This is a genomic window from Micromonospora chokoriensis (assembly GCF_900091505.1).
In the GTDB taxonomy this organism is placed as follows: domain Bacteria; phylum Actinomycetota; class Actinomycetes; order Mycobacteriales; family Micromonosporaceae; genus Micromonospora; species Micromonospora chokoriensis.
Genome location: NZ_LT607409.1, coordinates 4,550,962 through 4,572,343 on the forward strand (window position 1 = coordinate 4,550,962; position 21,382 = coordinate 4,572,343).

Consider the following 21,382-nt stretch of genomic DNA (forward strand, 5'->3'; position numbering starts at 1 on the left):
TCAGGTCACGTCACGCCAGGTCGATGTTGGGATAGAGCGGGTGGGGGGCCAGCAGGTCGGTGGCCTGGCGGGAGATCTTGTCGGCCAGGGCCGGGTCGAGGGTGTACTTCGCCTTCGACGGGGTGCCGTCGGCGTTGGCGCCCGCGGTGGTCTGCGTGAGCACGGTGTGGATCAGCTCCGCGGTCTGGTCCATCTCGGCGGTGCCCAGGCCCCGGGTGGTCAGCGCCGGGGTGCCGATCCGGATGCCGGACGTGTACCACGCCCCGTTCGGGTCCTGCGGGACCGAGTTGCGGTTGGTGACGATGCCCGAGTCGAGCAGCGCCTGCTCGGCCTGCCGACCGGTGAGCCCGTAGCCGGACACGTCGATCAGCACGAGGTGGTTGTCGGTGCCGCCGGTGACGAGCTTCGCGCCGCGGCGCAACAGCCCTTCGGCGAGGGCCTGCGCGTTGTCCACGATCCGAGACGCGTAGTCGGCGAAGTCGGGGCGACGGGCCTCCGCGAGCGCGACCGCCTTGGCGGCCATCACGTGCGGCAGCGGACCGCCGAGCACCATCGGGCAGCCCCGGTCCACCTGGTCGGCCAGCTCCGGCTGGCAGAGCACCATGCCGCCGCGCGGGCCGCGCAGCGACTTGTGCGTGGTGGTCGTGACGATGTGCGCGTGCGGCACCGGGTCGAAGTCGCCGGTGAACACCTTGCCCGCCACCAGGCCGGCGAAGTGCGCCATGTCGACCATGAAGGTCGCGCCGACCGAGTCGGCGATCTCCCGCAGGATCCGGAAGTTCACCTTCCGGGGGTACGCCGAGTAACCGCCGACCAGGATCAGCGGCTTGAACTCACGGGCCGCCTCGGCCACCCGGTCGTAGTCGATCAGGCCGGTCTCCGGGTCGGTGCCGTAGCTGCGCTGGTCGAACATCTTGCCCGAGATGTTCGGCCGGAAGCCGTGCGTGAGGTGGCCGCCCGCGTCCAGCGACATACCGAGCATCCGCTGGTTGCCCAGCTCGCGGCGCAGCGCGAACCAGTCGGCCTCGGTGAGGTCGTTGACCTGCCGGACCTGCGCCTTCTTCAACGCGGGGGACTCCACCCGGTCGGCCAGCACCGCCCAGAACGCGACCAGGTTGGCGTCGATGCCCGAGTGTGGCTGCACGTACGCGTGCGCCGCGCCGAACAGCTCGCGGGCGTGTTCGGCGGCGAGCGCCTCGACGGTGTCGACGTTCTGGCAGCCGGCGTAGAAGCGACGGCCGACGGTGCCCTCGGCGTACTTGTCGCTGAACCAGTTGCCCATGGCCAGCAGGGTCGCCGGGGAGGCGTAGTTCTCGCTGGCGATGAGCTTCAGCGACTCCCGCTGGTCGGTCAGTTCGGCGCCGATGGCGTCGGCCACCCGGGGCTCGACCGCCCGGATCACCTCAAGGGCACTACGGAATGCGGTGGACTCGGCGTTGCGCGACATGCGACCTCCAACAGACGTGCGGGAAGGCCCAGGCGCTCGGCAAACGTCCTCGTGACGGGGCCGCTCCCCGATGGTTCTCCATCCCCACGCGCCAGTAACGGCCCGTCTGAGATCCTACCGGGCCGGCCGGGGCCGCCCCGGGCGACCTCCGGACGCCACCCACCGAGGTACGGCGAGGGCCCGGCGGATCGCCGGGCCCTCGATGCGTGTGGGTGGCTCACGCGGTCATCGCGTCCATCGCCTTCTTGATCGCCTTCGGCTCGGTGGGGGTACGCGGGGCGTCGGCCCGCAGCGCGATCATCTTCTCGCCGATCTCCTGGAGCTGCTTACGCCCCAGCGCGTCGCGGACCTTCGGGAACCACTCCTCCTCTTCCTCCTCGACGTGGTGCGTGACGTTCTCGATGAGGACGGTGGTCTTGGCGTTGAAGCGTTCGTCGGAGGCGTCCATGGCGGCCAGCTCGGCGCAGAGCACGTCGGCGACGTGGTGCTCCTCGTACGACTCGAGGATGTCGTCCTCCAGGTCGGGCAGCAGCCGGCGGACCTCCGGGTACATCACCTCGTTCTCGAGGTAGGTGTGCACGGTGAGGGCCTCGAGGATCTGGTTCACCAGCTTCTGCCGCCTGCTCGCCGGCCCCTCCTCGGCATCCTGGAAGGCCTTGAACAGTCGGCGCATTTCCTTGTGGTCCTCTTTGAGCAGGACGATCGCATCGGTCGACACGGGCCTGACCTCCCTGGATCTCGGCTGGTGTGATTCCGGTACCCAGCGGGCCAAATCCGGAAACAGCGGAAATCGGCTGATCAGACCATGGACAGGGTGCCGGGGATCTCGTCGAGCAGTTCCCGGGCGAGGAAGCCGATCCGGCCGTACCGGGGGATCAGCCGTTGACCGCTCACCGCGTGCGCGAACGATCCCCAGCAGGCGGCCTGCGCCGGATCCGCTCCCCGGGACAGCAGCCCGGCCAACAACCCGGCGAGCACGTCCCCGCTGCCGGAGGTGCCCAACCCGGCGTCCGCGCTCTCCTCCCGCCAGCCCCGCCCGTCGGGGGCGGCCACGTGCCCGTACAGCGACACCACCGCCTCGTAGCGCGTGGCCACCTCGGCCGCCTCGGCGTCGAGGTCCTCGCCCGGATCCCGCCCGAGCAGGTGCCCAGCCTCAGTGACGTTGGGCGTGAGCACCACGGGTCGGCCCGAGCCGACCAGCAGGTCCGGCGCGTGGCTGAGGGCGCCGAGGGCGTACGCGTCGAGCACCAGCGACGTGTGCGGGCGGGCGGCGTCCAGGACGAGCCGCAGCAGGCGGTCGGTCTCGTCGATCGCCTTCAGCCCGGGGCCGAGGGCCACCACGTCGGCCTCGGCCACCAGCTCGCCGAGTTGGCCGCCCCGGTCGGCGGCGACCGCGCCGTCGACGGTCTCCGGCAACCCGACCACCAGCGCCTCGGGCACCTGGATGCTCAGCGTGGCGGCGGTGGACTCGGCGGCGGCGAGCTGGAGCACCCCGGCGCCGGCGCGCAGCGCCGCCACCCCGGCGAGGAGCACCGCGCCCGGAGTGAAGCGGGAACCGCCGACGACCAGGACGGTGCCCCGGCTCTCCTTGCCCCCGGTCGGCACCGGCAGCGCCCACTCCCGCAGCAGCCCCGGCGTGATCACCTGCACCTCAGACCGGTTCGGCATGGATCTCGTCCTCCCTGGTCGGCTGGGCGCCCTGCCGGTGCAGGTGCCCGACCTCGTTGAACCCACCCAGAGTCAGCCGACCCCGTTCGTCGGCGGACCAGTCGGTGACGGAGCAGTTGGCGATCACGTGCTCGCGGGTCAGCGCCATCAGGTCCGCCTCGGTCAGCCCCTCCACCAGGTAACGCAGCAGGAAGACCAGCGCGTCGTGGCCGAACAGCAGGACACGCCGGCCCTCGTGGTCCCGGCGCAGGTCGCCGAGGAGGGTCCGCAGCCGCAGCGCCACGTCGGTCCAGGACTCGCCGCCCGGCGGCCGGTAGTAGAACTTGCCGAGCCGGGTCCGGCGCTCCGCCTCGTCCGGGTACCGACGGCGTACCCCGTGCCCGGTCAGGCCGTCGAGGATGCCCAGCTCCCGGTCGCGCAGCCGCTCGTCGCGGCTGACCGGCACGCCGGTGCCGTCCAGCGCCAACTCGCAGGTCGTGACCGCCCGCAGGTACGGCGAGACCACCGCCACGTCCGGCCGGCGGTCCGGCGGCAACTCGGCCAGCCAACGGCCGGTGGCCCGGGCCTGCTCCTCGCCGGTGGGGGAGAGCGGCACGTCGGCGTCGCGGTGACGGAGCCCGATCAGCTCCTCGCCGGACGCCTCGGCCCGGGTGGCCGCCACGTTCGCGGTGCTCTCACCGTGTCGGATGATCCAGAGAGTCGCCAGTTCCGCCATGCCGACCCCCTACCCGGGCGTCGACGGCGGTAACCGTGCCCGCTCAGCCCCGCCGTTGCAGCAGCGCGACGGTCAGCCCGGTCACCGTGGTCACCCGGACCACTGCGTACCGCTCGGTGAGCGCCGCCGCCTGCTTCTTCGGCAGCGCCTTCAACGGCTCGTCGGTGTGCACCGGCAGCAGCACCCAGATGCGTGGCTCGTCCCGCAGGCACTTCGCCGGGTTACCGCAGTCGGTGGCGAACAGCTCGTTGCTCCTGGCCGCCGACCGCTGTTGGAAGACGTTGCGCGGCGAGACGTCCGCCGGGAGGTAGTAGCGCACGCCGACCTCGTGCATCCACCACCACGGTGCGCCGGCGACGAGCCCGTCGCCGGGTTGGTAGCCCGCCTCGATGACCTCGGCGGCCTCGGTGTAGGACAGCGGGTCGAACGCCCGCTTCTGCGGGTACGTGTACCAGCCGTGTGAGTACTCGCCGCGCATGGCGAGCTGGCCGGGCACGGACAGGGCGGCGACCACGACGAGCGCCACCGCGACCAGCGGGGGACGACGCAGCGCGGCGAGCCCCGCGCCGGCGAGCACCGCCCAGGCCGGCATCAGGAACAGCAGGTACTTGGAGAAGAAGTAGTTGATGTCGCCGGTGGCGGCCACCAGGATCACCGGCACCGGCAGCGCGGCGATCAGCGCCGCGCTCAGCGTCCGGGCCACGGTGTCGCGGCGCAGGTGGGCCAGCAGGCCCACCACGGCCAGCGCGGTCACCGCGACGGCGATCAACGTCGAACCGTAGACCTGCTCCCAGACCGTCCAGGGCGAGCTGTCCGGGATCCAGCTGATCTGTCGGCCCGCCTGCTTCATCCCGCGCAGGATCACCGGCGCGGCGATGGCCGCCCCGGCGGCGGTGGCGAGCGTGAACCAGGCCAGCGACCACCAGCGCCGCTCCCGCCAGCAGTGGATCAGGACGGCCACCCCGTGCCCGAGCAGCATGGTCAGCGCGACGACGTTGACCAGGCCGGTGCCGGCCACCGCGAGCGCGTACGCCGCCCACCGCAGGACCCCCGGCCGCTCCAGCGCGCGGAGCAGGAACAGCGTGGCGGCGGCGGCGCCGAGGACGACGAACGCGTACGACCGGGTCTCCTGCCCGAATCGGGTGACGGTGGGCAGCAGGGCGAAGACGAACCCGGCGGCGACACCCGTCCGGTGGTCGAACAGTCGCCGCCCGGCCAGCGCCACGCACGCGGTGGCCAGGACCATCGCCAGCGCCGACGGCAGCCGCACCGCGGCCGGCCCGGTGCCGAAGAGCGTCGTCCAGCCGTGCATGAAGAGGTAGTAGGCCCCGTGCACGGCGTCGACGTTCGCCAGCATGCCGAGGATCTGCCCGGTGGACCGGGTCGCCACGTCGATGGTGACCAGCTCGTCGTGCCACATCTCCGGGCTGCCGAGTCGCCAGCCGACCGCCAGCGCGGCGAACGCCGTCGGCCAGAACCAGACGCTCCGGGCCACCCGGCGGGCGAGCCGCAGCGGCCGAGGCTCGGGCGCGGTGGCGGGTGGGGGCGGGCCCCCGGCGTTGGTCTGCGCGGGCTGCGCGTCAGTGGCGACGGCGCGGTCTGACATCGGCGTCCGATCCGGGGGGCAGGGCGGTACGGGGCGCGACGATGATAGCGCCCGCCCGTGTCGGTGTCGGACCGTCGTCGGTGTGGTCGCGGTGTCCGGTTCGGCGGTGCTCGATCGTGGGTGGGAGCCTGATAATGTGGCCGCGCCTCTCGAGCACCTCCACCACGCACAGTTAGGTTCGCCGACCTGATGATTGTTGACATCATGCTGCCGTACTACGGGAGTGTGCCCCTCATGCAGGCGGCGGTACGCAGCGTGATGGCGCAGAGTGACCCCGGTTGGCGCCTGACAGTGGTCGACGACGGCACCGAGCCGGGCGTGCCCGAGTGGTTCGCCGGGATCGACGACGAGCGGGTCCGCTACCAGCGCAACGAGCACAACCTCGGGGTCACCGGCAACTACCGCAAGTGCGTCGGCCTCGCCGAGCACGAGTACCTGGTGATGATGGGCACCGACGACATCATGCACCCCAACTACGTCGCCACCGTGCGATCGGTGATCGAGCAGTACCCGGGCGTGTGCATGATCCAGCCGGGCGTCGAGGTCATCGACGCCGACGGCACGGTGGTCAACACGATGGTCGACGAGGCCAAGCGGCGGCTCTACGCCCCCCGCGTCGAGTCCCGCGAGCTGATGGGCGGTGAGGACCTCGCGGCCAGCCTGCTGCGCGGCTGCTGGTTCTACTTCCCGTCGATCTGCTGGCGCACCGACGCGCTCAAGGCCGTCGACTTCCGCGACGAGTTCCAGGTCATCCAGGACCTGGCCCTGGTGATCGACCTGATCCAGCGGGGCGAGCAGATGGCCGTCGACAACACCCTCTGCTTCCAGTACCGGCGGCACGCGGTCAGCAAGTCCGCCGCCGACGCGGTCACCGGCTCCCGGTTCACCGAGGCGCGGGCGTACTTCGTCGACGTCGCGCGGCGGATGGACGAACACGGCTGGCCCCGCGCGGCCCGGGCCGCCCGGCGCTACACCTCGTCGCGCCTGCACGCGATCACCCTGCTGCCGACCGCGGTCCTCTCGGGCAAGATGGCCGGCGTACGCAGCCTGTCCCGGCACGCGTTCGGGCCGGGCCGATGACCCACGACAGCCCGGGAGGCGGCATGATCATCGCTCCACGAGGTCCGGCGGACGACGCCGGGCAGCCCCTGCGGGTGACAGTGCTGGGCGGCACCGGCTTCCTCGGCGACCCGATCTGCCGGGCCCTGGCCGACCAGGGCCACACGGTGGTCGCCGTCGCGCGCACCCCGAAGGTCATCGGCGCGGGTGTGCAGGTCCGGGCCCTGGACCTGGCCGAGGCCGACGTCGACGAGATCACCGAGATGCTGCGTGACCTCGACCCGCACGTGGTGATCAACGCGGCGGGCGGGATGTGGGGTCTGACCGATGCGCAGATGCTCGCCGTCAACGTCACACTGGTCGAGCGACTGATCGAGGCCGCCGGTCGACTGCCGCGGCGGGTCCGCGTGGTCCAGTTGGGCAGCGTGCACGAGTACGGGCTGGTCCCGGTCGGCACCTCGATGCCCGAGCAGCTGACCCCGGCCCCCGTGATGCCGTACGGCGAGTTCAAGGTGCGCTGCACCACCGCGCTCACCGAGGCGCACCGGCAGGGCCTGGTCGAGAGCGTCACGCTGCGGGTCGGCAACGTCATCGGCGCCGGTCAGCCCGGGCACAGCCTGCTCGGCGTGGTCGCGGCCCGGCTGCGCGACGCGCAACGCACCGGTGAGCGGGCCCGGTTGGAGTTGGCCCCGCTCGGCTCCCAGCGCGACTTCGTCGGCCTCAGTGACGTCGTCGCCGCCGTGCTGCTGGCCGTGACCCGCCGCGACGCGGCCGGCCGCGTGATCAACATCGGTCGGGGGGTGGCGGCCAGCGCGCGTGATATGGTCCAGCTCCTCATCAATGCCAGCGAGGTGCCGACCGACCTGGTCGAGGCCGAGCGCACCGGCCCCGCCGAGACCACCTGGCAGCGGCTCGACGTCGGGTTGGCCGCCGAGGTGCTCGGTTGGTCGCCGAGCGATGATCTGCACACCGAGATGAAGCAGTTGTGGGAGCACGCCGGCGCCGAGGTGCCCGCCTGATGGTCGAGAGGTTCCTGGCCGCATGACTACCCCCGCCCTCATCCGATCCCGTGGCACGCTGGCCGACCTGCTCTCCGGCCGCAGCAACGGCATCGGCCTGATCCGACTCTGCCTCGCCGTCGGCGTCGTGCTGTCGCACTCCAAGCCCCTCGGCTTCGGGGCCAACGACCTCGGCTACCACCTCACCGGTCGGCAGACCAACGTCGGCACCATGGCCGTCTACGGCTTCTTCGTCCTCTCCGGCCTGCTGATCACCCGCAGCGCCCGGCGTACCGGCCTGATCCGCTACGCCTGGCACCGGGCCCTGCGCATCTTCCCCGGGCTCTGGGTCTGCCTGCTGATCACCGCGCTGGTCGTCGCCCCGCTGGTCGCGCTGCGCGAACACGGCAGCACCGACGGCTTCTTCGACAACGCCTGGGAGCCCGGCGGTCCGCTGGCCTACCTACAGGCCAACTGGTGGACCGGCGTCCGCCAGTACGGCATCCACGACCTGCTCAGGGACACCACCCCCTGGGGCGACAAGAGCAACTCCAGCGTCTTCAACGGTGCCCTGTGGTCGCTGAAGTACGAGATGTTCTGCTACGTCGTGGTGGGAGTGCTCGCCGCGACGGCGGTGCTGCGCAACGCCCGCCGGTTCGTGCTGTTCCTGACCGTCGCGCTCTACCTGAGCATCCTGCACGACTGGGTGAGCTCCGGTCAGTTCAGCGGCCCGGTGTCCACGGCGAGCTGGTCGTTCAACTCGCCCCTGGTCGGCGGGATGAGCTTCCACTACATCGTCTATCTGGGCTTCCTCTTCGCCTTCGGCGCGACCCTGGACCTCTACCGGGAGCGGGTGCCGATCAACGACGCGCTGGGCATCGGCTCGGCGGTGGCGCTCGGGCTGTCGCTGCTGTTCGGCGGGTTCTTCGTCATCGGTCTGCCGGCGTTCGCGTACCTGCTGGTCTGGCTGTCGGTGCGGATGCCGCGCCAGCTGCACTGGGTGGGCCGCAAGAACGACTACTCGTACGGCATCTACATCTACGGGTTCGTCTTCCAGCAGGTGATGGCGAGCCTCGGTTGGAGCCGGTGGGGCTACGTGCCGTTCGCCGCGATGTCGGTGGCCGCCGCCTTCGCCGCCGCGTTCCTGTCCTGGAAGCTGGTCGAACGGCCGGCGCTGCGGTTGAAGGACTGGACGCCGGGCTTCGTGGCCCGCCGGTCCACTCCGGCGGTGCCGCCCGAGCAGCAGACCGCCGTGGCCGAGGAACCACCCGGGACGCCGCCCACGCAGGTCGGCGGCCCGACGCAGGAACTCCCGCAGCAGCCCGCCACGCTCGTCCCCGGCCGCTAGCCCGGCCGGGGCAGCCCGCCCGCCACGCTGGTCTCCGGGCGGCAGCCCGCCCGCCACGCCCCCGCGTCGTACTCTCGGGGGCGTGGCCACGGCGGCGGAGGAGATCCGGGTGGGGGAGCGGCTGGTCCGCGTCTCCAGCCCCGACAAGCCCTACTTCCCGGAGCGGGGGCTGACCAAGCTGGACGTGGTCCGCTACTTCCTGGCGGTCGGCGACGGCATCCTGCGCGCGTTGCGGGACCGGCCGACGATGCTGGAGCGCTGGCCGCGCGGTGTCTTCGAGGGAGCGACGATCGCCACCCGGCAGACCAACCGGGGCGACGCGTTCTACCAGAAACGGTTGCCGGCGGGCGCGCCCGAGTGGGTGCGCACCGCACACATCACCTTCCCCAGTGGCCGCACCGCCGACGAGATCGCGCCGAGTGAGCTGGCCGTGGTGATCTGGGCCGCCAACCTGGGCACCCTGCGTTTCCACCCGTGGCCGGTCAGCGCCACCGACGTGGAACGCCCCGACCAGCTCCGCATCGACCTCGACCCGTTGCCCGGCGTCGGCTTCGAGCAGGTGGTGCCGGTGGCCCGGGAGGTCTGCGCCTTCCTCGCCGAGCTGGGGATGACCGGCTATCCGAAGACCACCGGCGGGCGGGGCCTGCACATCTACCTGTCGATCGAGCCGCGGTGGGGCTTCGGTGAGTGCCGGCGCGCGGTGCTCGCGTTGGGCCGGGAGATGCAGCGCCGATTGCCGGAGCTGGTCACCACCACCTGGTGGCGCGACCAGCGGGACCGTCCGGTCTTCGTGGACTACAACCAGATGTCCCGGGACCACACGATGGCCTCGGCGTACTCCATCCGCCCGACGCCCCGGGCGCTGGTGTCGGCGCCGCTGGAGTGGGCGGAGCTGGACGACGCCCGCCCGGAGGACTTCGACGTCCTGTCCATGCCGGCGCGCTTCGCCGAGCGCGGCGACCCGCACGCCGGTCTGGACGGTGACCGGCACTCGCTGGAGCCGCTGTTGGAGTTGGCCGACCGGGAAGGGCTGGAGGCCCCACCCGAGCGGTGAGCCGGGTCAGGCCCACGGGCTGCCCGCACCGTCGAACTCCTCGAACACCAGCCAGGTGCGGGTGGACAGCACCCCCGGGATGCTCTGCACCCGGCCCAGCACCACGTCCCGCAGCGCGGCGTTGTCCGGCGCGCGGACCAGCGCGAGGACGTCGTGGTCGCCGCCGAGCAGCGCGGCGTGCGCGATGTAGCGCACCCGGGCCAGCTCGGCCGACACCTCCCGCCAGGTGTTCTGCTCGATCGTCAACGCGATGTACGCCGAGGTGCCCAACCCGGCCGCCTCGGGCGCCACCTGGGCCCGGAACCCGGTGATCACCCCGTCGCGCAGCAGCCGCTCCACCCGGGCGTACGCGTTGGTGCGGGAGATGTGGATCCGTTCGGCGAGGGTACGCACCGACGTGCGACCGTCGCGGACCAGCTCGTCGAGGATCCGCCGGTCCACCTCGTCCAGAGCTCGGGCCGATCGTCCCGATCCTGCCGCCCGGCCCGCTTCGTCGGCGGTCTCCTGGCTCACTGTCGGCCTCCTCGCATGCCAATCGTCCCGCCTTCCGCGTGGATCTTGAGTCAATCATCCGACAGGCGGAAGCATAGGCACACCACACGTCCCAGGAGGTTCCGCCGTGACGACCACTCCCCAGGCGGTCCGCAGGGCATCCCCGCGCACCCGTCGAGCGGCCACCCCGCCCGACCCGGCGCGTCCGCTGCTGCCGAACACCGAGCCGGTCCGCCTGCTCGACCCGACCGGCACGCCGCTGCCCGCCCGCACCGACTACCCGGAGCCGCCCGTCGAGGTGCTGCGCGAGCTGTACCGCCGGATGGTGCTCGGCCGCCGCTTCGACACCCAGGCCACCGCCCTGACCAAGCAGGGTCGCCTGGCCGTGTACCCGTCCTCGCGGGGTCAGGAGGCGTGCCAGGTCGGCGCGGTCCTCGCGGTCCGCGACACCGACTGGGTCTTCCCCACCTACCGCGAGTCGATGGCTCTGGTTGCCCGGGGCATCGACCCGGTCGAGGTGCTCACCCTGCTGCGCGGCGACTGGCACTGCGGGTACGACCCGGGCGAGGTACGCACCGCTCCGCAGTGCACCCCGCTCGCCACCCAGTGCGTGCACGCCGCCGGGCTGGCGCACGGCGAGGCGTACCAGGGTCGCGACACCGTGGCGCTGGCCTTCATCGGTGACGGCGCGACCAGCGAGGGCGACTTCCACGAGGGGATCAACTTCGCCGCCGTGTTCAAGGCGCCGGTGGTCTACTTCGTGCAGAACAACAGGTACGCGATCAGCGTCCCGCTGTCCCGGCAGACCGCCGCGCCGTCGCTGGCCTACAAGGGCGTCGGCTACGGCGTACCGAGCGAGCAGGTCGACGGCAACGACCCGGTGGCGGTGCTCGCCGTGCTCACCCGCGCGGTCGCACACGCCCGCGCCGGCAACGGGCCGTTCCTGGTCGAGGCGCACACCTACCGGATGGAACCCCACACCAACGCCGACGACGCCAGCCGCTACCGGGACGGCGCCGAGGTCGACGCCTGGCGTGACCGGGACCCGGTCGCCCGCCTGGAGACCTACCTGCGCGCCCGTGGCGTCCTCGACGACGCGGCCGTCGCCGAGGTCGCCGAGCAGGCCGAGGCGTACGCGGCGGACCTGCGGGCGCGGATGAACGAGCAGCCCACCGTCGACCCGCTGAGCCTCTTCGACCACGTGTACGCCCAGCCCACCCCGCAGCTCGTCGAACAGCGCGAGCAGGTCCGTGCCGAACTGGCCGCCGCCCGCGACGAGGAGGGGAACGCCTGATGGCCACCACCATGGCGAAGGCGCTCAACACCGCGCTCGCCGACGCCCTCGCCGCCGACGACCGGGTCGTCGTCTTCGGTGAGGACGTCGGTCAACTCGGTGGCGTCTTCCGGATCACCGACGGCCTCCAGGCCCGCTTCGGCGAGAACCGCTGCTTCGACACCCCCCTCGCCGAGGCCGGCATCGTCGGCTTCGCCGTCGGCCTGGCCATGTCCGGGCTGCGGCCGGTGGTCGAGATGCAGTTCGACGCGTTCGCGTACCCGGCGTTCGAGCAGATCGCCTCGCACGTCGCGAAGCTGCGCAACCGCACCCGGGGCGCGTTGAGCGTGCCGATCGTCATCCGCGTGCCGTACGCCGGCGGCATCGGCGGGGTCGAGCACCACTGCGACTCGTCCGAGGCGTACTACGCGCACACCCCCGGACTGAAGGTGGTCACCCCGGCGACCGTCGAGGACGCGTACTCCCTGCTGCGCGAGGCGATCGACGACCCCGACCCGGTGGTCTTCATGGAGCCCAAGAAGCTCTACTTCGCCAGCGCCGACGCGGCGCTGCCCGCGCGTGCCGAGCCGTTCGGGAAGGCCGTGGTGCGTCGGCCCGGACGCGACGCCACCCTCGTGGCGTACGGGCCGGCGGTGCCGGTCGCGCTGGAGGCCGCCGAGGCCGCCCGCGAGGAGGGCTGGGACCTGGAGGTGGTGGACGTCCGCACCATCGTGCCGTTCGACGACGCCACGATCACCGCCTCGGTCCGGCGTACCGGCCGGTGCGTGGTGATCCAGGAGGCCCCCGGCTTCGCGGGTGTCGGCGCGGAGATCGCCGCCCGGGTGCAGGAACGGTGCTTCCACGCGTTGCACGCCCCGGTGCTGCGGGTGGCCGGGCTGGACATCCCGTACCCGGCGCCGATGCTGGAGCACACCCACCTGCCCGGTGTGGACCGGGTCCTCGACGCGGTGGCCCGCCTGCAGTGGGACGACCAGCCCGACGCGCGCTGGGCGGCGGCATGACCACCGTCGAACGGACCCAGGTCTTCCTTTTGCCCGACCTGGGCGAGGGGCTGAGCGAGGCCGAGATCGTCGAGTGGCGGGTCGCCGTGGGCGACGTGGTCACCGTCGACCAGAGCGTGGTCGAGGTGGAGACCGCCAAGGCGGTCGTGGACGTGCCCTGCCCGTACGCCGGTCGGGTGGTCACCCTGCACGGCGCGGCCGGTGAGGTACGCCCGGTCGGCCAGCCGTTGATCACCATCGCGCCGCTGGACGGTGGCGACGAGCCGGCCGGGCACGCCACCTACCGCGAGGAGGAACGGGCCGGCTCCGGCAACGTCCTGATCGGGTACGGCACCGGGCACGGCGGCGCCACCCGGCGTCGACGTCGACCCCGGCTCGCCCTCGCCCCGGAACCGGCCGACACCGGGCCGGCCGACGCTGCCCGCGGCGCCGGCCCGGCGGGTGGGACAGCCCCGGCCGTGGGTTCCGTGCCCGCCGATCCGGCGCGGTCACCGGCCGCCCTGGTCATCTCGCCGATCGTCCGGCGGCTGGCCCGTGACCACGGCCTCGACCTGACGACGGTCCGCGGCACCGGGCCCGGCGGCGTGATCCGTCGTGCCGACGTGGAGGCGGCGGCGACCGCCCCCGCCGCCCGGCTCGCCGCCGTCCCGGACCCGCACGTCGCCCTCGCGCCGGCCGGGGACGGCGACGTGATCGTCCCCCTCACCGGTGTGCGCAAGGCGATCGCCGACAAGCTCTCCCGCAGCCGGCGGGAGATCCCGGAGGTGACCATCTGGGTCGACGTGGACGCCACCGGCCTGCTGGAGACCCGTGCGGCGATCAACGCGGCGACCCCCGACGCGCCGGTGAGCATCCTGGCCCTGCTGGCCCGGATCTGCCTCAGCGGACTACGCCGGTTCCCGCAGCTCAACGCCCGCGTCGACACGGAGGCGCAGCGGATCGTCCAGTCCGCCGGGGTGCACCTGGGCATCGCCGCGCAGACCGACCGGGGTCTGCTGGTGCCGGTGCTGCGCGACGCCCAACGCCTCACCACCGCCGAGCTGGCCGCCGAACTGGCGGCGACCACCGCCGCCGCGCGGGCCGGGAACCTGCCGCCGGCCCGGCTGACCGGCGGGACGTTCACGCTGAACAACTACGGGGTGTTCGGCGTCGACGGCTCCACGCCGATCATCAATCACCCCGAGGCGGCCCTGCTCGGAGTGGGCCGGATCGTGGACAAGCCGTGGGTGGTCGACGGGCAGCTCGCCGTCCGCAAGGTCACCCAGCTCAGCCTCACCTTCGACCACCGGGTCTGCGACGGCGGGGTGGCCGGTGGTTTCCTGCGGCACGTGGCCGACTGCGTGGAGCGACCGGCGATGCTGATCGCCGCCGTCTGACGGCGTACCCCGTCGGCCCCGGCGCTGCCCTCGCGGCGTCGGGGCCGACGCCGGTCCGGGGGTTTCCCGAGCCGGTGACCGGGAAGTCGGCCCCGCCGGAGCGCACCGAACGCGTCGAAGGGAGCCGGCCCGTGGCGAACGAGCTGATACTCAACTCGGTCCGGGTGCGTCGGCCCGCCGCGGCCGGCGCGCCGCTCTACTGCGACGCGCTGGAGTACGGGCTGACCGGCGACGGCTCGACCAACGACCAGCCGGCGTTGGCCGCCCTCGTGGATCGCCTCGGCGCCGGTTACGCCTCGGACGGGCGGGCCCGGGTCATCTACTGCCCGCCGGGCATCTACTCGATCCGGGACGCCGGCACGGTGTGGCGCAGCGGCGTGTCGCTGATCGGGGCCGGTCCCGCGGCGACCCGGTTCATGCTCAGCAACGAGGGCAACCGCGCCGACCCGACCCCGCTGGCGTTCTGGACCGCCGTGCAGCACGGCGCCGACCGGGACCGGCACATCGCCGACTGCACCTTCGCCGACTTCCAGATCGACGGCTCGGGCGTGGCGATGGCCGAGTACAACTACCTGGCCAAGGGCCTCGGCCTGCAGTACGTGGTGCGCGGCGTGTTCCGCAACCTCTACATCCACCACACCGCCGCCACCGGGTTGGGCTGCGACTTCCTCCAGGACACGCTCATCGACGGTGTGGTGGTGGTCGGCTGCGGCCGCCTGGACAACGGCGAGCAGATCGGCGGCGCCGGCATCGGAATCGGCATCGGCGGGTGGGGCACGACGGAACGCCTGACCATCGCCAACTGCACCGCCCTGGCCAACGGCACGAACGGCATCTTCCTGGAGTTGCAGAAGGACTACTGGGAACCGCCGCGCGGCTATCGCATCGTCGGCTGCCACAGTCAGGGCAACCGGTTCGGCATCTCCGACTGGGGCGCCGACGGTCTGATCGTCTCCGCCTGCACGATGACCGGCAACCTGGAGACCGGCTTCGACGTGTCGGCGCAGGGAACGGCGGGCATCGCCGGACGGGGTGGACTGCTCACCGACTGCGTCATCGACGCGAACCTGCGCGACGGCGTGAGCATCGGCAACAGCCCCGGCCCGTACACCGTGCGGGGCAACCGGATCAGCGGCAACGGTCAGCACGGCTACCACGCGTACGACCTGGGGCGCGGTTACCAGGGCACGATCCGGGACGTGGTGATCGAGAGCAACGAGTTCTGGGGCAACGGGTTGGACGCGGTCCGCATCGACCACCAGATGAGCGACGCGGTGCTGCTCAACAACCGGATCCGGAACAACGGCCGGCAGTACGCGCGGGGCGCGGGCGGTGCCGGCGACGCCGTGCGCTACGACGAGCGGACGCTGGTGGACCGGTCGGCCGACTGGCCGCACGACGGCCACCGGGGCAAGGTCCTGCGGGTCGGGCGGGCCGTCGCCATGGTCGCCGCCAACAGCGGCGACGAACTCATGCTCGCCCCGGTCCGTCCGGACGCGTTCAGCGCGTGGAGCGGGGACGTGCCACCGCCCGGATGCGGGTACGAGTTGGCCCCCGCCCCGGAACGGCGTGCCGGTGTCACGATCAACGCGCCGTTCGACTCGGCGACCATCCGCGGCAACCGGGTCTGGGACAACCACGACAACCAGACCCAGACCCACGGGCTCTGGATCACCGAGCGCGGCAGTTGCGTGGACTGCCGGGTCGAGGACAACGACCTCGCCGGCAACGCCGAGGAGGGGATGCGGTTGGACACCCCGCCGGTGGGCGGACGCTGGCGGGACAACCACGTCGACAGCGACTGGAGCTGAGCGGCCGATCTGCGCGACGGCCGAGGCCGCCGGGGGAACGGGTGCGGCGGCGGCCGGATCACTCCGGCCGCCGCCGCTGTCGTCGGCTACCCGTCAGCCGGCCAGGCCGGCCACCGGGTCCGGGTCCAGCACGACGGTGGCCGAAGCGGACTGCGGCGGTACGCCCGGCTCGGTCGGCGCGTCGGTGTACTCGGCGACGAACACCGCGGTCAGGTTGTCCGCGCCGGCGTGCCCACCGTCCACGAAGGTCGGGATGCTGCCGGAGCAGCCGGTCGACGTGGACAACGGGTGACCGTGCTCGTCGTGCCCGAGCACGTAGGTGACCTTCACCCGGGAGCAGTCCACCGGCAGGTCGTCGGTGACCTTCACCTCGTACGCGACGGTCTGACCGAACTGGAAGGGCTGCCCGGCGACCGGGGCGACGAACTCGATGACCGGCGCGGTCGGCCCGACCACCAGCGGCAGCGTCGCCGAGGCGGACCGGCCGGTGCGGTCGGTCACCTTCACCGTCGGCGTGTACGAGCCGTTCTCCGGGAACGTCCAGCTCGGGTTCGGATCGGTGCTGTCCACCGAACCGTCCGCGTTGAAGTCCCACGCGTAGCTCAGCTTGTCACCGTCCGGGTCGACGGTGCCGGCGCTGGAGAACGCCACGGTCAGCGGGGCCTGCCCGACGGTCGGCGTACCGCTGATCTTCGGGATCGGCGTGCGGTTGCCGCGAACGAAGTCGATCCGGGACAGCTGGGCGTCCGGGTTCTCGGCGAAGTAGCCGTCGCCGTACTCCAGCACGTAGAGCGAACCGTCCGGGCCGAACTCCATGTCCATCGGGTTGTCCACCACGATGGAGGGGACCACCGCGCGGATGTCCGCGACGGTCCCGTTGGCGTCGAGGCGGAACTCCTTGATGTAGTCCCGGGTCCACTCGTAGAACAGCGGCACCCCGTCGTAGTAGACCGGCCAGCGGGTCCGCGACGTGCTGGTCCCGTCGTAGTCGTACGCCGGGCCGCCCATCGGGCCGATACCACCGGTGCCCAACTGCGGGAACTCACCGGATGCCGCGGACGGGTACCAGACCTCCGGCTGCTCGACCGGCGGCAGCACGCGTTTGCCGGTGTTGTGCGGGGAGTCGTTGACCGGGCGCTTGCAGTTGAACTTCGCGCCCGACTCGCCGGTGGCGAAGTCGTAGTCGCGGTAGGCGATGGTCGGCGTCACGCAGTACGGCCAGCCGTAGTTCGCCGGCTTGTCGATCAGCATCCACCGACCGTGCCCGGCCGGACCGCGCTCCGGGTTCGGCGACGACGCGTCCGGTGAGTAGTCGGCCAGGTAGACGTTGTCGGTGCGCTTGTCGACGGCGAACCGGAACGCGTTGCGCAGCCCCATCGCGTAGATCTCCGGGCGCGTCTGCGCCGTGCCGGGCTTGAACAGGTTGCCGGCCGGCACCGTGTAACCACCACCGGCCTTCGGCTTGATGCGCAGCAGCTTGCCGCGCAGGTCGTTGGTGTTGGCCGAGGTGCGCTGCGCGTCGTACGCCGGGTTGCGGTCGGCCCGCTCGTCGATCGGGATGTAGCCGTCGGAGGCGAACGGGTTGGTGTCGTCACCGGTCGACAGGTACAGGTTGCCCTTGCTGTCGAAGTCGATCTGCCCACCGACGTGGCAGCAGATGCCTCGGTCGGTCGGCACGTCGATGATCTGCTGCTCGCTGGCGAGGTTGAGCTTCATCCCCTCCAGCTTGAACCGGGACAGCCGCAGCGCGCCCTTGAACCGCTGCCAGTCCGCCTCGGTGCCGGTCTCCGGCGCGTCGCCCTCGTTGACGTCCGGGGTCGCCGGGTCGTCCACCGGGGTGTCCATCGGCGGCGAGTAGTAGAGGTACACCCACCTGTTCTGGGCGAAGTTCGGGTCGATCGCGACCCCCTGCAAGCCCTCCTCGTCGTGCTCGTACACCGGGATGTCGGCGGCGAGGGTGTTCAGCCCGGTGCGCGGGTCGTGGATGCGGACCTCGCCGGTGCGCGAGGTGTGCAGCACCCGCAGGTCGGGCAGGACGGCGAGGCTGATCGGCTCGCCCGGGAAGTCGTTCAGTGTCACTTTCTGGAAGCTGCTGTCCGGCGGCGCGGCCGGCGCTGCGGCCGCTGCCGACGGTGGTACGACCAGACCGGCCGTCACCAGCAGCAGGGCGGACGCGAATGCGGTCCTGTTCATCAGGTGTGTCCCCCGGGGTGGTGTCAGTACCGAAGTGAAGCGAGATAGTCGAAGCCGACCCGGGCGGTGTCCAGGGCGTCGGCGGGGGAGCGCGGCGGCGTGCCCGCGTCGTCACGCTCCACGATGTACTCCTCGATGCCGGCCTCCCGCTCGTGGGCGAAGATCCGACCGAAGTCGATGACGCCGTCGCCGAGGTCGGCGAACCCGCCCTCGACGTCGAGGTCCTTCACGTGCACCTGGCGGATCCGGCCCCGGTTGGCCCGGATCACGTCGACCGGGTCGTGCGCGCCGCGCCAGGTCCAGTAGAGGTCCAGTTCGAAGTGGACAAGCCGCGGGTCGGTCTGCGTGGCGAGGATGTCGAACCCGGTCGAGCCGCCGGTCAGGGGCACGAACTCGAGCTGGTGGTTGTGGTAGCCGAACTCGAGCCCCGCCCGCTCGGCGAGCCGCCCGGCCTTGTTCAGGTCCCGGGCGAGGGCCCGGTAGACGGCGGGGTCCCGGATCGGCTGGCCGGCCGCGTCCCGACCGAAGTACGGGTGGACGATCTTCTTGCAGCCCACGACCTTGGCGTCGGCGAGGGCCTGTTCCCAGGTCGCGGCGTCGAACGGCTGCGGAATTCCGACGTGCCCGGAGGTGGAGCGCAGCCCCGCCTCGTCGAGCGCGGCCCGGAACTGGGCGGCGGTGCGTCCGACGAAACCGGCGTGCTCCACCCGTCGGTAGCCGATCCGACGCAGCGCGTCCAGGGTGCCGGGCAGGTCGGCGGCGAGCTGGTCGCGCAGCGTGTAGAGCTGGATGCTGATCCGGTCCACCGGCACTCGGCGCCGGCCCTGCGCCGATGCGGCGGGCGCGGCGGCGGCCGGCCCGGCGAGCAGACCGGCGGCGCCGACGGCAGCAGCGGAGACGGTCGCGGCGCGCAACACTCCACGCCGGCTGAACCCCTCCGACGTCGGTGTCGGCTCCGGTCGGTTGATCTGTCGATCCATGGTGGTGGTCCCTTCCTGACGGCTGGCACACCGTCGGCTGCGGTCGACCGGTCCGCCGTCGCCCGGGCGCGCCGAACCGGCCGGAGGTGGGCTCCGGCGGGACGGTGAGGGACGGCGCTCGGGTGCGGCCCGGCCCCGTCAGGAGCGGAGCACGGCGACCCGGCAGGGGTGGCGGCAGGCTGATCGACTAATGGGCAACCCTCTATCTAGATCGAGACCCTACCCTTGCCTCCGGACGAAGGCAAAGCTTCGTCGCGTTTGGCAGAAGTTTCGCTTCAGATGACAAAAGCGCGCTCTCGAGGTGCGCCGGCGCGGATGACCTCCTCCTTTCCGCGCCCTCCGGAGCGCCCCGGCCCCCAGCTCATGCATGATCCACTCGTCTTCCCGAAAGTCGGGGTGTCCGAGCGCGGTTGATGCACCGCTCTCAGGAGAGCCGAGTCGATCACGAGGGTCGGGCTCGGTGGGGTCGCCGAAGCCGCATGCGCATGCTCGACCGTGCGTCGGGCCGTACGCCTCCTTCGGCGCGGTTCACCTCAGCCGCCCCGGTAGGGCGTCATCCGGACAGCTTGCGTCGCCCTGCGCCGAAGGGGAGCAAACGGCACGAGAGATGCCGGCTGAGCTCCTATTCCACCAAGCGGAACATAAATGGAAACTGTGTCGACAAATGCGCCGACAATTATTTCTGAATGCCGCAATCGTGCATGCCCGGGAAGCGAGAATGTCGGCATAGGGAAGTCGAATACGGGGGGACTGAACATGACGTGTAGGCGGCGATTGACGCTGTTGGCGGTAACCATCGCAGCCGCACCACTCGTCCTGGGTGGGTGCACCGCCGACCGGGGGTCCGCGACCGGTTCGGCCAAGAAGCACGCCGCCCCGCCGGAGCTCGCCGTCACGCCGGGGGACAAGGCCCGCGACGTGCCGGTCAGCGCCGAGGTGGGCACCGTGGTCAAGGGGGGCCGGGTGACCGGCGTACGTCTGACCGACGACAAGGGCAAGCAGGTCGACGCCGAGCCGCGCGAGGACGGTTCGGGCTGGGTGCCGAGCGCTCCGTTGCAGCCGAGACGGACCTACACCGCCGAGGTGACAGCCACCGGTGACTCCGGTGCCACCACGACCCGCACCACCACCTTCACCACGATGGCTACATCGACCAAACCGCAGATCACCAGCACCCTCTATTTCGTCGGCAAACGGACGTACGGCACGGCGATGCCGGTTACCGTCGCGTTCGACCCGGGAATTCCGAAAGAGGCCAGAGCGGATGTTCAGCGACGGTTGTTCGTGAAGACGAATCCTCCGCAGCCGGGCACCTGGTCATGGCTCGAGGACGGGACCCAGGTCTATTATCGGGCACCCGATTTCTGGAAACCGGGGACGACGATCAGCGTCCGGGCCGGCCTGGAGGGCCTGCCGATCGGCAAGGACCGGGTCGGTGACGCCGAGCGCACCGCGACGTCCACGATCGGACGGCAGGTCTCGCTGGAGATCGACAACGCCACCAAGCAGATGACGGTCCTGCGGGACGGCAAGCAGATCCGCCGGATCCCGGTCAGTCTGGGCAAGCCGAGCACGCCGAGTTCCAGCGGCAAAATGGTGATCATGGAGAAGCACGAACGGACCACCTTCGACACCCGGGGTGAGCCCAACGGCGGCTACGTGGTGGACGTCGACGACGCCCAGCGCTACACCTGGGGCGGTGAGTTCATCCACTCCGCCCCGTGGTCGGAGGGGGACCAGGGCAACACGAACGTCTCCCACGGTTGTGCCAACGTCTCCGCCGCCGCGGCCGACTGGTTGATGGGGGTGACGCAGGTCGGGGACCTGGTGACCGTGAAGGGCACCGAGGTCGAACTGCAACCGGGTAACGGCTGGACCGCGTGGAACGTCAGCTGGGACGAGTTCGTCCGAGGTAGCGCGCTGCCGGTGCCTCCCGGGCTCAAGCCCGCCCCCGTCGCGCCGGCCCACCCGGGCGCGGTGGCCGGCGGGTCGCCGGCCCCGGCGCCCTCGGTCAGCGGTCGCTGAGGAAACGGCGTCACGACGGGCCGGTCCGCTGCGGCGAACCGGCCCGTCGCCGCGCGCCTGCTCCGGCGGTCACCACAGGGGTACGCGGGCCACCCCTGGCCCGGTCAGGCTGCCCAGCCAGAGGTGGTCGCCGTGCCGGCGTACCCCGGTGATCATCCGGTAGCGCCCGTTGGGGCCGTGCAGCCCGTCGGCCACCACGGTGCCGGCTGCCGTCGACCGTCGTCGGTGGGTCGCGCCGACCACCGCGTGCCGACGTGGTGGCGGGAGCCGGCGGCCCGGCCGGTCGACCTGGAGGTGGTCACGTCCGGGCGGAGC

At 71.8% G+C, this 21,382-nt stretch carries 18 protein-coding genes and 1 riboswitch; of the genes, 9 read left to right on the plus strand and 9 right to left on the minus strand.

Features of this window, described 5'->3' with window-relative positions; genetic code table 11:
- Nucleotides 1-10 precede the first annotated feature (10 nt).
- The 5 genes from GA0070612_RS20965 to GA0070612_RS20985 form a co-directional block, all read right to left on the minus strand.
- On the minus strand, nt 11-1,447 hold the full coding sequence (locus tag GA0070612_RS20965; RefSeq protein ID WP_088989460.1) for a glycine hydroxymethyltransferase: 1,437 nt from the start codon (nt 1,445-1,447) through the stop codon (nt 11-13).
- A 19-nt stretch (nt 1,448-1,466) separates the two neighbouring features.
- Nucleotides 1,467-1,556: riboswitch (ZMP/ZTP riboswitch) on the minus strand.
- Between the two features lie 108 nt (nt 1,557-1,664).
- Nucleotides 1,665-2,165 carry a hemerythrin domain-containing protein gene (locus tag GA0070612_RS20970; RefSeq protein ID WP_088989461.1) on the minus strand — a complete coding sequence of 167 codons (501 nt, stop codon included), beginning with the start codon at nt 2,163-2,165 and terminating at the stop codon, nt 1,665-1,667.
- 80 nt (nt 2,166-2,245) lie between these two features.
- Entirely contained in the window at nt 2,246-3,115 is an 870-nt protein-coding gene (locus GA0070612_RS20975; protein WP_088989462.1) for an NAD(P)H-hydrate dehydratase, read from the minus strand.
- Nucleotides 3,099-3,830 (minus strand): histidine phosphatase family protein, encoded by a 732-nt coding sequence (locus tag GA0070612_RS20980; protein WP_088989463.1) that lies wholly within the window; start codon nt 3,828-3,830, stop codon nt 3,099-3,101. Before GA0070612_RS20980 ends, GA0070612_RS20975 begins: the two co-directional genes overlap by 17 nt.
- A 43-nt stretch (nt 3,831-3,873) precedes the next feature.
- Nucleotides 3,874-5,436, minus strand: a complete 1,563-nt coding sequence (locus GA0070612_RS20985; RefSeq protein ID WP_088989464.1) for a glycosyltransferase family 39 protein — start codon at nt 5,434-5,436, stop codon at nt 3,874-3,876.
- Between the two features lie 189 nt (nt 5,437-5,625).
- Between GA0070612_RS20985 and GA0070612_RS20990 the strand changes: the two genes are divergently transcribed.
- The 4 genes from GA0070612_RS20990 to GA0070612_RS21005 all read left to right on the plus strand — a co-directional run bounded on the left by GA0070612_RS20990 (nt 5,626) and on the right by GA0070612_RS21005 (nt 9,895).
- On the plus strand, nt 5,626-6,516 hold the full coding sequence (locus GA0070612_RS20990) for a glycosyltransferase family 2 protein (RefSeq protein ID WP_088989465.1): 891 nt from the start codon (nt 5,626-5,628) through the stop codon (nt 6,514-6,516).
- Between the two features lie 23 nt (nt 6,517-6,539).
- Nucleotides 6,540-7,514, plus strand: a complete 975-nt coding sequence (locus GA0070612_RS20995) for an NAD-dependent epimerase/dehydratase family protein (protein WP_157742560.1) — start codon at nt 6,540-6,542, stop codon at nt 7,512-7,514.
- 22 nt (nt 7,515-7,536) lie between these two features.
- Complete coding sequence (locus GA0070612_RS21000) at nt 7,537-8,841, plus strand: acyltransferase family protein (RefSeq protein ID WP_088989467.1); 1,305 nt, start codon at nt 7,537-7,539, stop codon at nt 8,839-8,841.
- Between the two features lie 82 nt (nt 8,842-8,923).
- Nucleotides 8,924-9,895, plus strand: coding sequence for a DNA polymerase domain-containing protein (locus GA0070612_RS21005; protein WP_088989468.1), 972 nt, complete (start codon nt 8,924-8,926; stop codon nt 9,893-9,895).
- Nucleotides 9,896-9,901: 6 nt separating this feature from the next.
- Here GA0070612_RS21005 and GA0070612_RS21010 read toward each other — a convergent pair whose 3' ends face one another.
- Nucleotides 9,902-10,408 (minus strand): Lrp/AsnC family transcriptional regulator, encoded by a 507-nt coding sequence (locus GA0070612_RS21010; protein WP_088989469.1) that lies wholly within the window; start codon nt 10,406-10,408, stop codon nt 9,902-9,904.
- Nucleotides 10,409-10,514: 106 nt separating this feature from the next.
- On the opposite strand from GA0070612_RS21010, the gene pdhA reads away from it, so the two are divergent.
- The 4 genes from pdhA to GA0070612_RS21030 all read left to right on the plus strand — a co-directional run bounded on the left by pdhA (nt 10,515) and on the right by GA0070612_RS21030 (nt 15,869).
- On the plus strand, nt 10,515-11,681 hold the full coding sequence (pdhA, locus tag GA0070612_RS21015; RefSeq protein WP_088989470.1) for a pyruvate dehydrogenase (acetyl-transferring) E1 component subunit alpha: 1,167 nt from the start codon (nt 10,515-10,517) through the stop codon (nt 11,679-11,681).
- Entirely contained in the window at nt 11,678-12,682 is a 1,005-nt protein-coding gene (locus GA0070612_RS21020; RefSeq protein ID WP_197699459.1) for an alpha-ketoacid dehydrogenase subunit beta, read from the plus strand. Before pdhA ends, GA0070612_RS21020 begins: the two co-directional genes overlap by 4 nt.
- On the plus strand, nt 12,667-14,058 hold the full coding sequence (locus tag GA0070612_RS21025; protein ID WP_088991653.1) for a dihydrolipoamide acetyltransferase family protein: 1,392 nt from the start codon (nt 12,667-12,669) through the stop codon (nt 14,056-14,058). Before GA0070612_RS21020 ends, GA0070612_RS21025 begins: the two co-directional genes overlap by 16 nt.
- Before the next feature lie 131 nt (nt 14,059-14,189).
- On the plus strand, nt 14,190-15,869 hold the full coding sequence (locus GA0070612_RS21030) for a right-handed parallel beta-helix repeat-containing protein (protein WP_088991654.1): 1,680 nt from the start codon (nt 14,190-14,192) through the stop codon (nt 15,867-15,869).
- Between the two features lie 93 nt (nt 15,870-15,962).
- On the opposite strand, the gene GA0070612_RS21035 is transcribed toward GA0070612_RS21030, so the two are convergent.
- Nucleotides 15,963-18,062 carry a PQQ-dependent sugar dehydrogenase gene (locus GA0070612_RS21035; RefSeq protein WP_088989472.1) on the minus strand — a complete coding sequence of 700 codons (2,100 nt, stop codon included), beginning with the start codon at nt 18,060-18,062 and terminating at the stop codon, nt 15,963-15,965.
- 23 nt (nt 18,063-18,085) lie between these two features.
- Entirely contained in the window at nt 18,086-19,042 is a 957-nt protein-coding gene (locus GA0070612_RS21040; protein ID WP_088989473.1) for a sugar phosphate isomerase/epimerase family protein, read from the minus strand.
- 756 nt (nt 19,043-19,798) lie between these two features.
- Here GA0070612_RS21040 and GA0070612_RS21045 point away from each other — a divergent pair.
- Complete coding sequence (locus GA0070612_RS21045) at nt 19,799-21,067, plus strand: L,D-transpeptidase (protein ID WP_088989474.1); 1,269 nt, start codon at nt 19,799-19,801, stop codon at nt 21,065-21,067.
- 69 nt (nt 21,068-21,136) lie between these two features.
- Here GA0070612_RS21045 and GA0070612_RS31550 read toward each other — a convergent pair whose 3' ends face one another.
- Nucleotides 21,137-21,310, minus strand: coding sequence for a hypothetical protein (locus tag GA0070612_RS31550; protein WP_231924280.1), 174 nt, complete (start codon nt 21,308-21,310; stop codon nt 21,137-21,139).
- Nucleotides 21,311-21,382 lie beyond the last annotated feature (72 nt).

What these genes read in the sequence shown, in the direction of transcription:
- GA0070612_RS20965 (WP_088989460.1), bottom strand. Translation starts at nt 1,447, where the DNA reads ATGTCGCGCAACGCCGAGTCCACCGCATTCCGTAGTGCCCTTGAGGTG.
- GA0070612_RS20975 (WP_088989462.1), bottom strand. Translation starts at nt 3,115, where the DNA reads ATGCCGAACCGGTCTGAGGTGCAGGTGATCACGCCGGGGCTGCTGCGG.
- GA0070612_RS20980 (WP_088989463.1), bottom strand. Translation starts at nt 3,830, where the DNA reads ATGGCGGAACTGGCGACTCTCTGGATCATCCGACACGGTGAGAGCACC.
- GA0070612_RS20985 (WP_088989464.1), bottom strand. Translation starts at nt 5,436, where the DNA reads ATGTCAGACCGCGCCGTCGCCACTGACGCGCAGCCCGCGCAGACCAAC.
- GA0070612_RS20990 (WP_088989465.1), top strand. Translation starts at nt 5,626, where the DNA reads ATGATTGTTGACATCATGCTGCCGTACTACGGGAGTGTGCCCCTCATG.
- GA0070612_RS20995 (WP_157742560.1), top strand. Translation starts at nt 6,540, where the DNA reads ATGATCATCGCTCCACGAGGTCCGGCGGACGACGCCGGGCAGCCCCTG.
- GA0070612_RS21000 (WP_088989467.1), top strand. Translation starts at nt 7,537, where the DNA reads ATGACTACCCCCGCCCTCATCCGATCCCGTGGCACGCTGGCCGACCTG.
- GA0070612_RS21035 (WP_088989472.1), bottom strand. Translation starts at nt 18,062, where the DNA reads ATGAACAGGACCGCATTCGCGTCCGCCCTGCTGCTGGTGACGGCCGGT.
- GA0070612_RS21040 (WP_088989473.1), bottom strand. Translation starts at nt 19,042, where the DNA reads ATGGATCGACAGATCAACCGACCGGAGCCGACACCGACGTCGGAGGGG.
- GA0070612_RS21045 (WP_088989474.1), top strand. Translation starts at nt 19,799, where the DNA reads ATGACGTGTAGGCGGCGATTGACGCTGTTGGCGGTAACCATCGCAGCC.